Here is a 14,374-nt window from a genome sequence, read left to right as displayed (position 1 = left end):
CAGGATTTAAGCTTCTGCCATTCCGGCTGAAGCCTCCTCTTGAGGCGGATTACTATTCCAGTATGAAGCCAGAATAGATGATGAAAAACCCATAATCGGCCCGCAAACCGCTGTTGCAAGTCCAACGGTTGCAATCTTACCCATAACTTTAGCAATCCCTGAAACAAGTCCGGCGTTCTGAGTGCCGGTGGTAATTGATATTGTACGGGAATCAAATTCAGATAATTTAAAAAGTCTTGCCAGCCAATAGCCAAAGAAAAACCCAAATAGGATCATGAGAAAAACTACGATGATCAGCTCAAGTCCGATATTCAGTATACTGTCTCTTCCCGCAGCCATAATTATAGCAACAATAAATGCAACTCCTATCATAGAAACCAGAGGCATCGAATCATCCAGCCATTTCGCCTTCCCGTGCAGGAATTTATTGAAAATGAGTCCCGCTCCAATAGGAATAAATACCATTTTTACTATACCCCACATCATTTCCATGACATTTATTTCAATGAATCCACCAGCGAGTACTTTCATCAGCAGAGGAATAAGGAAAGGTGCGAGCAATGTTGTAATGGCAGTAATCGTAATTGCGAGCACCACATTTGCTTTAGCCAGATAACACATTACGCTTGCAGTAACAGATGTTGGGGCACAACCCAGCAGGATGATTCCAGCTGAGATTTCAGCAGGAAAGTCAGTAAAACTGGCAAGTGCAAAACCAAGAAGTGGCATGATCGTGTACTGGCTGATTACACCAACAATAACTGATTTAGGAGATTTCGCCAGGGCTATAAAATCTTTCAGACCCATCGAACAACCCATTCCAAACATGATTATCTGGATAAGAGGGGTAATTAAAGTGGCAAATTCAAATCCGTTATATTCTTTGAAATATTGCGGATAGTACAATGAAGTTGCAACGACTGAAAGGATTGTTGTAGTAAATGTTAGTCCGCGAAGTACAGGAAAACCCCTGAAGCTAATCGCCAGTAATAACAAAAAAGCAATAACAAACGGCCCTGCCTCTGCAATATTGCCATTAGAAGCCATATAAAGGGAAATCAACAAACATACTATTGAAATACCCATTAAGAGTTTGGAAAAAGCACCCTTATTCATCGTATCGGATCGGATAAAAATTAACTTAAAAAAATTAAACAGATGCTTTTAATAACTCTTCTTTAACTCTGTTAGCCACGATTTTCTCCTGACCTGGTTTTAATTGCCAAACAGAAAGTTCAATTCCATCTCTTTTACCTCCCATTGTCCCTCCACCCATAACTTCAATGCCCGGATTACCATTCCACAAGCGCTCTTTCAGCTGCCTGCCCGTCATTTTTATCTTGGTTTCATCCCATGAAAGGTGTAAGGTTGGCGTATTATTGGCGATCTCAGGAATGAAAACTTCAGTTTTTACTCCATCTATATTTTTAATGGTATTCACTACAACAGCCATACTGGCTTCCCACATCTTCCATTCCTTTTCATGATCCATTTTAATATGTCTTTCTAATGCAACATACATGGCAAGAATTTCTTCCTTGTTCACCTTATGTCCACGGCAGATACCGCTATTGGGTGGTGCACTTAAACGAGATGCGGCAATCAGATCTTTTTTGCCCATGAGTATACCTGTACTTTGTGGTCCTCTCATTGCCTTACCACCTGAAATGGCGACCATATCGAAACCCATATCATTGAATTTCCAGAGATTTTCCACCGGATGAGCATCCGAGGCAATATCAATCATGGTTGGAATATTATGCTTTTTACCCAGGGCAAGCCATTGCTCATAGTTCAATTTACCTTTGTTTAATTCCCTGTTCAAAAACCAAAGCATTGCAGTCTTCTCACTTATTGCCGCTTCAACTTCTTCTAAGGTTTCAACGATTATTAGCTTCGCCCCTGTATTGGTCAACGCCTGATGATATCCATTTGCATGCGCTTTTTGGAGTATCACTTCCGACTTCATACCTTCCACATTTGGTAGCTGCATCACCTTTTTACGGTCCATGCCAGTCATTGCACCCGCAAGTCCCTGAACCAATGCCGACCAGCAACCGGCGGTAACTGTAGCAGCTTCGGCGTGACAAAGCTCAGCTATTTTAGCACCAACTTTATCCTGAACATCATTGAGCAGTACAAATTCTTCTGCACCTTTAGCAATTGCCTGGGTAACTTCAGGCGGCATTAAAGAAGCAGTCAAAGTTGTACAAACGCATGAAGCGTTTATAAATGTTTTAAGTCCCAGTTCTTTAAAAAGGTCACGTCCAGCAACTGCAGTTGTTACTTCTTCAGCAGATGCTGACTGCACTGTTAAACCGTTTCCAATTATTCCACCTGCCAATGGAGCAGCTGATAAAAATTTAATAACGTCTCTACGTTTCATATTTATAATTTTTAAATATTAAAAAATCAATCCTTCATTTCTACAATCATCTCAACCTCTACCGGGATATTTCTCGGTAATGATCCCAGTCCTATCGCTGAACGTGCATGTTTGCCATTCTCTCCAAACACCTCAACCATCAGATCAGAAAATCCATTGATTACCTGAGAGTGCTTATCAAATTCAGGAACAGCATTCACCATTCCCAAAACTTTTACAATTCGCTTCACATTATTCAGATTTCCAACATTGGCTTTCAGGGCTTCCAGCATACTAATCCCTGTTAAACGGGCAGCATTTTTAGCTTCCTCAAAATTGAGATCCTTACCAACTTTACCAATTATATATTTACCATTCTCTATTAATGGCCCCTGACCGGAAAGATATACCAAATTACCCACCCTAACAGCTCCAATAAAACTCCCGGATGAATTCCCCCCGCGAGTCCTTAACTTGATACCAAGTTCATTGATTCTTGTTTCAGGATCTGCTGCTAAAGCTTGTGCCCTGACAGAATTTATCCTTAAAACACTTACTGCTAAGAATAGAAGAATAAATGTGATTTGTTTTTTCAATTGAACATATTTATACTAAAAAAATCAGTCTTTCATTTCAACGATCATCTCAATCTCAACCGGAATATTTCTCGGCAATGATCCCAATCCTATCGCTGAGCGCGCATGCTTACCACTTTCACCAAATACTTCAACCATCAGGTCAGAAAATCCGTTGATCACCTGAGAGTGATTATCGAATTCAGGTACGGCATTCACCATACCCAAAACCTTTACAATTCTCTTTACATTATTCAAGTTGCCTACTTCAGCTTTTAATGATTCCAATAAGCTTATTCCTGTTAAACGGGCAGCATATTTTGCCTCTTCGAAGTTGAACTCTTTACCAACTTTACCGATCATAAATGTTCCATCTTCTTTTAGCGGTCCCTGTCCTGAAAGAAAAACCAGGTTACCTACTCTTACCGCTCCTAAAAAATTTGCTGATGGCGGGCCGGGAGTCCTTAATTTGATCCCCAGTTCTTTGATCCTTGTTTCTGGATCTTTAGCAACAGATTGAGCTTTAGCAGAATTGAATACCAGAACACTTGCCAACAGTATAAAAAGTATAAATGTGATTTGTTTTTTCATGTTATTTAAAAATATATTATTTATTAAAGATTAAATTATCAATTGTATTAGTGGCCTGGCTTATTGAGCCATTGGGAATGACAAAGCATTCAGATCATACATGATCTTTCCATCTTTAATGGTCATTTCGCATTCAAGTAAATTTTTTCCTTCTTTTTTGAACCTGGCAACATCATAGAACCCGAATTTGCCTTCGCGAAGATTCAGAACTGTTATATCAGCTATTGCTCCAACTGAAAGATGACCTAATTCTTCATGGTTTATTGCTTTTGCAGCAGACCAGGTACTGGCTTTAACTACATCTGCCAAAGGCATGTTAAGAGCCATAAATTTAGACATCACATTCAATTGATCCTTCATAGCAGAGTTCATGCTGCCGGTGTGTAAGTCTGTACTGATTGTTTCCGGGAAGAATCCCTGCTGAGTTGCCGGTATAGCTTGTGAAAAAGTAAAACTTCCACCACCATGACCTACGTCAAAAATGATTCCCCTTTTCCTTGCTTCGAGGACATGCGGATATAATTTCTTTGTTTCAAGATCAACAATAGTCTCTTTTGTTTTGATTATTTGTCCGTAAGTATGTGTAAAAATATCACCAGGACGCATTTTTCTAAGGAAAAGTTCTTCGAGGGATAATCTCGGGATTGCTCCTCCAAAATCAACCATAATTGGCTTATTAGCAAGTTTTCCTGCTTCAACCGTTCTGTCTACGGCAACCCAATCAGATTTGTGATAGTGTGCTACTTTAAACCCTACAATATATTCACTGTAATGTTTGGCTACATCTGCTGCCAGCACAGGATCAAAGAAACTATTATTTTGCTGCTCCAGAGAGAACTCACTGCCGTACATTCCCTTTCTGGAAATATTCAAAAATGCGAGAACACGCGTTTGGGATTTGTCAATAACATTTTTCTTGAATAATTCAAAAGTCTCGGCTCCTGCATCACCACAATCAACGATTGTTGTTACACCCACCCTGAAGGTAAATCCGTCAGCAGGTAGTGATGAAAATCCATTTTCAAGTTGACCATCGGGATCAGTACCCGCAAAAACGTGTCCGTGAATATCGATCAATCCGGGGGTTACATATTTTCCGGTGATATCAATCACCTGTTTTGCCATTTTAGGATCTATATTGGCGGCAACTGCTGCAATTTTACCATCCTGAATGGCCACATCCATTACTTTGTTAATGTTGTTCTTTGCATCAATGAGATGCCCGCCTTTCAGCAAGGTTTGATAAGTCTGTGCCTGAACTGAAAAATTAGCGAGTAAATACAGCGCTGCTAATAGGAAATAACGTTTTTGCATTTTTATTGATTTTTGATTTTAGATTTATACTGAAGCCTTCAAGAGTTCTTCTTTTAAACGACTTGCCACAATTTTTTCTTCTCCTGCTTCAAGAACATGCATGCCGCAACGGAGGGTATTCGGTGCTTCCCAGGAAATTACCTCTACAGAAGGGCTTCCCTTGCGAAGACGTTCTCCCATTTCTACATTCGTTAGTTTAATCTTATTCGGATCCCAGGTAACTTTAAGAGTAGGCATTTTATTATCTTCTGTTGCCGGAATATGCGTACTGGTACTAACACCCGGAATAGACTTAATAACACCCGCGATATAGGCTATTTTTCTTTCCCACATTTCCCATTCCTTTTTATGATCCAGATTAACAAAACGTTCCAGAGCAGCATACATCCCAAATACTTCTTCTTTATTTACCTTTTGTCCGCGGCCAATACCACCTCGTGGGTTATTACTCAGACGGGCAGCGTCAACATACTTCTTCTTACCCATTAAAATTCCAGCACTCTGTGGACCACGCATCGCTTTACCGCCTGAAATTACAACCAAATCGAAGCCCATATCATTAAATTTCCACAAGTTTTCAACTGGTGGTACGTCAGCAGCAATATCGATCATTGTTGGAAGATTATACTTTTTACCCAATTCAAGCCATTCCTGATGTTTGATCTTACCAACATTAACTTCACGGTTAAGGAACCACAGCATAGCTGTATTCTCATTGATTGCAGCCTCAACTTCTTCCCGGGTTTCGACCTTGATCAGTTTAACCCCAGCCTGAGTCAGAGCATGATCGTAACCCATCGAATGACTCTTCTGAAGAATCACTTCAGATTTCATTCCGGTTCCTGCTAGATTTGGAACCTGACTAACCCTCTTTGAATCCATTCCTGTCAAAACACCTGCCATACCCAGCATTAATGCTGACCAGCAACCTGCAGATACTAATGCAGCTTCGGCATGACATATTTGTGCAATGCGTTCACCTACCTTTTCCTGTACATCATCAACAAGTGCAAATTTCTTTGAAGCTGCATTGATTGCATCCATTACTTCCGGTGGCATCAAACAACCCGACATGACCGTGTAATTTCCTGCGGCATTTATAAAAGTCCGGATACCCAGCTCTTTAAACAGATCGCGACCAGCCGCTGGTGCCGAAAGCATATTGTTCAATGGTGCAGCTGTCGCTGTGATCCCACCAGCCAGCGGAAGCAGGGTGAGGGATTTTAAAATTTCTCTGCGTTTCATTATTGAGATTATTACTATTAATTATTTATTATTCCTGCTTAGAGGAAGGATTATAAAATTCAATATTTATATAGTTTAAGGCTCTGTTTACGAAAAACAAAAATTAGAAAACCTGATTTTGGGGACTATCTCCTAAACCAATGCTTTGAAAAGCTCCTCCCTTATTCTTGATGCTACTATTTTTACCTCATCCTTTTTCAGCATATGGGATGTTACATTAATGCTTCCACCCTGACCGCCCATTACCTCTATAGATGGATTCCCATTCCTCAGGACAGCTGCCAGATTTTCCAGTTTTATCTTTGATTTATCCCATGAAATATTCAGGGTAGGAATACGATTAATCAATGGCAGAGGAATCAATTCAGCCTTTACTCCCGGAACAGAGGCAGCTTCTTTCGCAATGACAGCTATTCTGTCCTCCAGCATTTTCCATTCTTTTTCCTGATCAGTATTAATAAAATGCTCCAAAGCGATATATAAACCAAATATTTCTTCCTTATTCACCTTCATCCCACGGCCAATGTTTGATCCCCGCGGAGGGGCACTCATTCTGGCTGCAGCAATAAGCTCTTTCTTTCCACTCAGGATTCCGGTACTTTGCGGTCCTCTCATAAATTTACCCCCAGAAACACAAACCAGATCAAAGCCCATATCATGAAACTTCCATAAATTTTCTTTTGGGGGAAGATCAGCAGCCATATCAATCATGGTTGGTATCCTATGTTTTCTGGCAAGCTCTAGCCATTCTTTATGTTGTATTTTACCCAGAGAAGACTGATAATTTATAAAATACATCATGGCTGTCTTCTCGCTGATTGCCTTCTCAAGGTCTTCAACTGTTTCCACAGTGATTAATTTCACCCCGCAATTGGTCAGGGCATGAGCATAACCATCATTATGAGCCTTCTGCAGGATGACTTCAGTTTTCATCCCCGAGCCTTCCAGCCTGGGAATTTGGGAAACTTTCTTTTGATCAGTTCCACTTAGTACTCCTGCCGTCCCAAGCATCAGGGCAGAAAATGCACCGGCGGTGACCATGGCCGACTCAGCATGTAACAGACTGGCAATCCTTTCTCCCACTTTATCCTGCACATCTTCAAGCCTGCAAAAAGATGTAGCAGTTTCACGTATTGCATCAGCGGCATCATGCTGCATCAATGATCCGCTGAGACTGGTAAAATACCCCGAGGCATTTATAAACGTTCGTATCCCAAACTCCTTAAACAAATCACGTTTTGATGCAGGAGCTGCCTGAGCAGATGTTACCAATGAACCTGAATTCCCTATTGCGCCTGCAAGCGGCAACATGCTTAAGGTTTTGAGAATTTCCCTGCGCTTCATTTATTCGATAATATAAGTACTCATTATTTAGTAAGGTCGGGAAGCGGGTTTACGATGCCATTAAGGTCATAAACAATTTTACCTCCGAATATGGTCATTTCACATTCGAGCTTTTCATCACTGTCCATCTTAAAGCCCTGCATATCATAAAAACCAAATTTTCCTTTCCTCATCCCAAGAATGGCGACATCTGCGATAGCACCTTCTGTAAGATGACCCAACTGTGGGCGGTTAATTGCCTTGGCCGGAGCCCAGGTGCTTGCATTAATAACTGCTGGAAGATCCATTCCCAATTTCAGGAATTTAGACATTACTAAAAGCATATCTTTCATTGAACCTTTCATACTGCTGATATGTAAATCTGTACTGATTGTATTCGGGTGGAAACCGGCCTTTGCAGCTGGAATCGCCTGAGAATATCTGAAGCTCGAGCCACCATAACCCACATCAAAAATAACCCCTCTTTTCTGAGCAGCCATTACGAAAGGCTTTAAGGCTTGTTTTGCTGTATCAACAATAGCCTCTTTTGTATCGAGTAATTCACCAAAAGTATGGGTAAAAATATCCCCCGGGCGTAAACGTTCCATTAACAGAGAATACAGAGATAGACGTGGTTTTGTTCCCCCAAAATCGATCATAACCGGCATATTTGCCAATTTACCTGCAGCTACCCCGCGATCAACATTGGTAAAATCAGGACTTGTAAAATGGGCGACCTTTATACCTACAACATGCTCTTTATAAGCCAAAGCAGCTTTTGCAGCTATTTGCGGATCCATGTCAGTTGTATTCTGTTCTATAATACCTCCACGCATACCATTGCCAACAATATTCAGGAATGCCAGTACGCGCGTTTGAGAATTGTCAATAATATTTGTTTTAAATGTCTGGAAATCTCTCCAGCCCGATCCACCGGCATCAACAACAGTTGTTACTCCTACACGCTGATAAAAACCGTCCGGCATAATGCTGTTAAATCCATTACTATACATATGATTAGGCTCCGTTCCCGCAAAAACATGACCGTGAATATCGATCAGCCCCGGGGTTACATACATTCCGGAAGCATTGACCACATTACTTGCCTCAGAAGCATCAATGCTTGACGCCACTTTTGCGATCTTACCATCTTTAATGGCCACATCCATAACACGGTTTATATTATTTTTTGGATCAATAACATGCCCGCCTTTAATAATAATGTTGTAAGGTTTTGTTTGTGCGAATAGCGCAATTGGTAACAGGATACTTACAAAGAAAATACAGAACTTCCTCATTTTAATTGTTGATTCTAAATGTTTACGAATTTGATAATTGAAATAAATTAAATAATACCAGTTTAACGGAATAATCCGACCTATTATCAGTCTAATCGCTTCCCATTTTTGTCCCATCCTTTGCTAAAAAAATGCGATTCCGGAGAGCTGAGGTAACGTACCCGTGACAATTCAGGTGTCTCCAATATTTTATATCCCAAGATACGGGATTCAAGTGCAAAATCCAAGATACCACTGCTAAGCATAGTGCGCTCAACCGGGTAAGGAGCCTTGCCTGTCTTGAACATGATCTCCATATTTTTAACAAGACATCCGAAATGATAATGTGGTTTCCCGGCCTGTAATTTCATAAGTGTAGAAAATGGCTTTTGCTGGCCCTCGATATCAACGGCATAGGTAAAGTCCTGAAGCAGACCGGTAAGCAGAAATGCGGCAGCTTTCAGCCCATCATTGTAATCGATAATAAACACTGCGGGTTTTTTAACTAATTCCTTCATATCGCCTGCCACCCGTGTTTCACTGTGTGAGATCGCCTGATCAAAAAGCCGTTTCACCCATTCATTTTGTTCCAAATAGTTCCAGCAATCCTGTCCTTCAAGACACTGAACCGCACGAACACCTGTTTCACCGCCCTTCCTTCTTTCTACAACTGCCTGCAATCCGTCGAGTAAGTGAAAACCATAGATATCAAGTCCGCTGAAAGAAATTCCAACCGCATATTTTTGCTTTGCACCATAAGGAGTATCAACCGCAGGAATACGCCAGGAAACAGGAATAGTAGATCCCGCTAACATCGGAAATTTTAATTCTTTGGAAATTTCAACCATTCGCTTAGCCTGTCTCCAGCTCCATGAAAGATGCTTATCATTGAATACCGGGACTGACTTCTTATACTGACGGAATACATCAGTAATCTTCAGAAACATTTCAAACCTCGGATACAGTTTTTGCTCCTTGTCGTTCGTAGGATAAACTCCATGTTCTCCGATAAGGATAACCCCATCAACGGCAAGCTGATTACCGCCCAGAGTCAGGGCATCTACTACTGTTCTAAAGATTGGAACATTGTATTTCTTCGCTAATGGGCGACTCATATCATTTTCAGGAACCTGTTCAGTAAACATTGAAACGATCTTCGAATCAGGGTAAGGTGCCATTTGATCCTGATTAAAACCTTCCAGGTATTTTCCGATAATTACATCAGCATGTGAACCTGGCCGATATTCTGTAATAATTGCTGCAAGCCGTTTTGGCCCTGATTGAAATTCAGGTTTATAATCCGGGATTTCTTCAGCCTGAACTGACTGCAGGGGCAATACAGCACCTGCTACAGCTCCGGAAACCGGCAAAACTGAGAGGTATTTAATAAGTTCTCTACGCTTCATCTCTTTTAAAAAGGAATATTTATCTGTGAATTAAATTAAAAAACAAAGAGGAAAAATTTATATCCTAAGATATAAATTTCCCCTCTCTGATCATAAAAAATTACTCTTTATCCCACCAAACACGACTTAGAAGTGTATTATCACCACTTTGTCTTGCCTTAGCGGCCAGGAAGTTCTCCCTGTTCAAAGTTTCTTCAGATTCTGGTACAATATAACGGCGTGGAATTTTTCCACCTGTAATATTCCCAGGATAATTAGTTGGAATTAACACCGGATAACCCGTACGTCTCCAGTTAGAGTAGTTTTCAATCTGGTCAAGGTAACCTAACACCCAGCGCTGAGTAGAGATCTGCTCAAGCTTCTGCTCAAAGGTACCTGCAGTAAGGAATGGATTATATTTCAGATAGGTTGTTACCTTATCGGTAGAAATTGCACCACCTGCACCGTATAGCGACCATTGTTTCATCGCAGATGTTACACCATTATTATAAGAAGTTGCGGCATTTCCTGCATACCACCCTCTGATTGAAGCTTCAGCTAGCAGGAAATGAACCTCTGCAGCGCCCATTACAATTACAGGAGCATCATATCTCATCACTGTATTTGGGTTTGGTTCAGAATAAGTTTCAAAATCAGCAGGATATCCGTTATACTGCGCGTTCTGCATCCCTTTCTGTAAAGCTGTAGCTGTATCTGCCACATAGCCTCCAGTAGGTTGTTTTACCCATAATACTGCAATTACATTCAGTCTCGGATCTTTGGTGGTAGTTGAGTTTCCTTTTAAATGATCGATAAATCTTTTAGAGATTTTGGATCCCTGTATGTTCAGAGGGTTTTGTCCATCTACATAATCAAGAACTCTAAACTGATCTGAGAAAGGATTCCGGTTACTTGCAAGACCTCCGTCAGCATAGGGTGCTCTAGCCAAATCAGCATCATCCAGGATCGGACCACCAGCAATTGCTTTTTCTACCCAGGTTTTTGCGATGGTAGCGTCGATTTTGGTCAAACGCATTCCTAGTCTGAGCATCATTGAGAAGGCGAATTTTTTCCATTTCACAGTGTTCCCATCGTAGAATAGATCAGCAGATCCAAAAGTTGGTTTAGATGCATCAAAAGAAGCTGCAGACTCTTCAAGCTCTTTGAACATATCTTTGTAGATATCCGACTGAAGATCATATTTCGGCTGATATTTCCCGTCAAGACCGTTAAGAGCCTCAGAATAGGGTATATCACCATAAAGGTCGGTCAGTTGATTAACTATATAAACCTTCCAGATTCTGGCAGCCGCAAGTTTATTAATGCTTGCCGGATCTTTCCTTGTTTCGTTGATGACCAATTGAATTTGATTTAAGCAGCCTGAATAGGCAGCCCAATTATTTCTAACCCAACCCTCAGCAAAATACTTGTCACCAGGTGCAGTTACCTCACTATAGGTAGCTTCCTGCTGAAGCATTTGCATATTATTAAAACGGTTACCATTTGGGTTTAATCCAATAGCCCCCAATTGAGCCTTTGTAAACAGAAAATTTGCATTTACACTCTCGTAAGCATTCGGATTCTTATTCAGCTCTGCAAGATCCTTTGTACATGATGACAAAGAAATCGCTAAAATAAGAGCCGTATATATTGGTTTAAAACTTAGATTTTTCATCTTGAAAATTTTAGATAACATTAATTAAAACCTTACAATTAAATTAACCCCAATGTCACGAGTACGAGGTATTGTATTGGACGATTGCCCCTGTGTATTGCCGATAGTATAGGCAGATTCAGGGTCAAAATCCGTGATATGCTTGTAAAGAATAAACGGATTCCTTGCGACAAAAGAAACATCAGCAGACTGAATTTTCAATGCTTTCAGTTTCGCAGCAGGAATTCTGTAGCTCAGGATAAGACTACGAAGTTTAACAAAATCGCCGTCAAAAACCGAAGTCGTTAATGGACTGATACTAGCCTGGTTATTATAATAGGTATCTAACTGATCAACCGGCCAGGTCTTAGTGAAAGGTGCTCCATCTTGATCAACACCGGAAACAGTCAAGCCATTCTCTCTTCCTGGAAGTGTGTTCTTGGATAATCCGAAACGGTACATGTAGCGACTTAATCCGGATTGAACAATATTTCCGAATTTTGCATCAAGAAGCACGTTCAGGGAGAAATTTTTGTACCTGAAATTGTTTGTCAATCCCATGGTATATGGAGGAACGCCCTGTCCATATTCAATTTCAGCACTTTGCACTTCGTAACCACTAAGTTTGTTATAAACACGAACACCGCTTGCATTTGTTAAATATGTTCTTCCTCTGATAGTATTGTAAGGTCTTCCAACACCTGCACCTCCAACTGTACTAAGTCCTGGGGCAAGTTTCTCGATCTCACTTTTATTGTAGGCAGCATTATAGCTTACATCCCAGGTAAATTTATTGGACTTGATTGGCGTACCAGTTAATAAAATTTCAACTCCTTTATTACTTAACTCTCCTACATTTAAAAGAGCTGATGTATACCCTGAAGTTGCTGCAATAGATGTACTAAGAATATCATCAGTGGTTTTACGATTATAATATGTAAAATCCAATCCTAAACGATTATTGAAAAACTGAATATCGATACCTCCTTCATAAGTAGTTGATGTCAGAGGTCTCAGATCTGGATTTGATAATGCACTTGATGTATTCTGAACCGGCCGGCCGATATGTCCACCTTGTTCAAAAGTATAGAGTTGATTGATTTGATAAGGACTTACTGTTGCACCACCTACCTGAGCCCATGAAGCTCTTAATTTCGCAAAGCTAATCGCTGAAGGAAGTTTTACAGCATCAGAAAGAATGAAACTGGTACCTACTGATGGATAGAAAATCGCATTGTTGCCTGGATTTAATGTTGAGAACCAATCCTGTCTTCCTGTAAAGGTAAAGTAAAGAATACTTTTATAACCGATATCTGCTGATCCAAATACCGAATTCTGACCGAAACGGCTCAGCCCAATTCCTGAAGATTGAATTGCCAGATTGGAATAACTGATAAAATCAGGAACTATGAACTCAAATCCTGAGTTTGAAGTTGACTCAGAAACGTTTCTTTCCAGGTTTGCTCCTGCCATAGCAGATAACTGAAAATCAGAAAAGAAGGTTTTATTGTAATTCAATAAGGCTTGTGCAGTAGTTTTAGTTACAAAAGAAGTCCCTGAATTAAACAACCCCTTAGGAAACTTTGCAGTACCAATTGGCATATAATCCATAGACTGGAACCTGTCTATATCCCTCATTCCGCTAACCTTTACAGATAATTCATCCAGAATATTGTACTGTACACTTGCCTGACCCATGAAGCGGTTTTTTGTATCCCTGTTTCCCATTCTGTTGATTACGAAATAAGGATTTTGAGCCTCAGGAACCTGCTGCCATTGAACTTCGTTGAAATTCGCATCATATCCGGGGGCTAAGTTGCGAATATCAACAGTATTAGCTAAGAGGTTTGTTGCCCATGAGGTGGTGTTATCCGCATATCCATTACCAGGACGATTAATACCTCTGTCAATATTATACTGCATTGTTGTCTCAACTATGAACTTTTTACCAAGCTCAGATCTTAAACTTAAATTACCAGTTTGTCTGCTATAGCTTGATCCTGGTTCCATAGCCTGTGATTCAAGATCAGATACTGATAATCTATAGGTCAACTGACGACTACTTCCACCTGAGAAGGCAACTGTATTGGTTAAATTTGTACTTGGTCTGTAGAAGTTTTTCCAGTTATCCTTTACGTTAACAGGAGAATATGGACGCATCACCCCATCAAACTGAACATAAGGTTGTCCATCCATTGGAGCTCCGAAAGATAATCGACCAGAACTAATCGCTTCAGCCTTGGTTGTTGGTTTTTTACCATCCAAACCCTGACCATACTGATATTGCAAATCAGGATACATGGAGGGGCTTCCAACTGTAAAGTTACTGCTCACTTCAACTCCTACACCTTTCTGTGCTTTCCCGCTTTTCGTTGTAATCAGAATTACACCATTTGATGCCTGACTTCCGTACAATGCTGCAGCAGGTCCACCCTTCAGAACGTTAATTGTTTCGATATCATCCGGATTGATTGAAGAAATACCATCGCCACGATCTAAGTAAGTTGCGTTTTGACCTAATGCATTTGAACGACCTGTATTATTCATTGGCATCCCATTGATAACATACAATGGCTGGTTATTGCCACTTAATGAACCATTACCTCTGATAATTACACGGCTCGAACCGCCCGGACCTGTTGACA

The 14,374-nt window shown here is 40.5% G+C and carries 11 protein-coding genes; all 11 read right to left on the bottom strand.

Annotated elements, in window-relative coordinates; all coding sequences use genetic code 11:
* Window positions 1–6: 6 nt before the first annotated feature.
* On the bottom strand, window positions 7–1,116 hold the full coding sequence (locus VGE44_RS11515; protein WP_331079136.1) for a bile acid:sodium symporter family protein: 1,110 nt from the start codon (window positions 1,114–1,116) through the stop codon (window positions 7–9).
* Between the two features lie 34 nt (window positions 1,117–1,150).
* Complete coding sequence (locus VGE44_RS11510) at window positions 1,151–2,386, bottom strand: selenocysteine synthase (RefSeq protein WP_331079134.1); 1,236 nt, start codon at window positions 2,384–2,386, stop codon at window positions 1,151–1,153.
* Between the two features lie 26 nt (window positions 2,387–2,412).
* Window positions 2,413–2,961, bottom strand: coding sequence for a RidA family protein (locus tag VGE44_RS11505; RefSeq protein ID WP_331079132.1), 549 nt, complete (start codon window positions 2,959–2,961; stop codon window positions 2,413–2,415).
* Between the two features lie 24 nt (window positions 2,962–2,985).
* On the bottom strand, window positions 2,986–3,531 hold the full coding sequence (locus tag VGE44_RS11500) for a RidA family protein (protein WP_331079130.1): 546 nt from the start codon (window positions 3,529–3,531) through the stop codon (window positions 2,986–2,988).
* A 60-nt stretch (window positions 3,532–3,591) separates the two neighbouring features.
* On the bottom strand, window positions 3,592–4,845 hold the full coding sequence (locus tag VGE44_RS11495; protein WP_331079128.1) for an amidohydrolase/deacetylase family metallohydrolase: 1,254 nt from the start codon (window positions 4,843–4,845) through the stop codon (window positions 3,592–3,594).
* A gap of 24 nt (window positions 4,846–4,869) precedes the next feature.
* Entirely contained in the window at window positions 4,870–6,090 is a 1,221-nt protein-coding gene (locus VGE44_RS11490) for an aminotransferase class V-fold PLP-dependent enzyme (protein WP_331079126.1), read from the bottom strand.
* A gap of 132 nt (window positions 6,091–6,222) precedes the next feature.
* A complete protein-coding gene (locus VGE44_RS11485; RefSeq protein WP_331079124.1) occupies window positions 6,223–7,434 on the bottom strand; it encodes an aminotransferase class V-fold PLP-dependent enzyme in 1,212 nt (403 codons plus the stop codon).
* A gap of 23 nt (window positions 7,435–7,457) precedes the next feature.
* Window positions 7,458–8,711 (bottom strand): amidohydrolase/deacetylase family metallohydrolase, encoded by a 1,254-nt coding sequence (locus VGE44_RS11480; protein WP_331079122.1) that lies wholly within the window; start codon window positions 8,709–8,711, stop codon window positions 7,458–7,460.
* An 86-nt stretch (window positions 8,712–8,797) separates the two neighbouring features.
* Complete coding sequence (locus tag VGE44_RS11475; protein ID WP_331079120.1) at window positions 8,798–10,096, bottom strand: hypothetical protein; 1,299 nt, start codon at window positions 10,094–10,096, stop codon at window positions 8,798–8,800.
* A 100-nt stretch (window positions 10,097–10,196) separates the two neighbouring features.
* Window positions 10,197–11,750: a SusD/RagB family nutrient-binding outer membrane lipoprotein gene (locus tag VGE44_RS11470; protein ID WP_331079118.1), complete on the bottom strand. Its 1,554-nt coding sequence runs from the start codon at window positions 11,748–11,750 to the stop codon at window positions 10,197–10,199.
* A 24-nt stretch (window positions 11,751–11,774) separates the two neighbouring features.
* The coding region (locus tag VGE44_RS11465; RefSeq protein ID WP_331079116.1) for a SusC/RagA family TonB-linked outer membrane protein at window positions 11,775–14,374 on the bottom strand (2,600 nt) is incomplete at its 5' end.

This window comes from Daejeonella sp., from assembly GCF_036405355.1.
In the GTDB taxonomy this organism is placed as follows: Bacteria; Bacteroidota; Bacteroidia; order Sphingobacteriales; family Sphingobacteriaceae; genus Daejeonella.
Note: the sequence above shows the minus strand (reverse complement) of the source record. Positions and strands in the feature narration are given on the sequence as shown.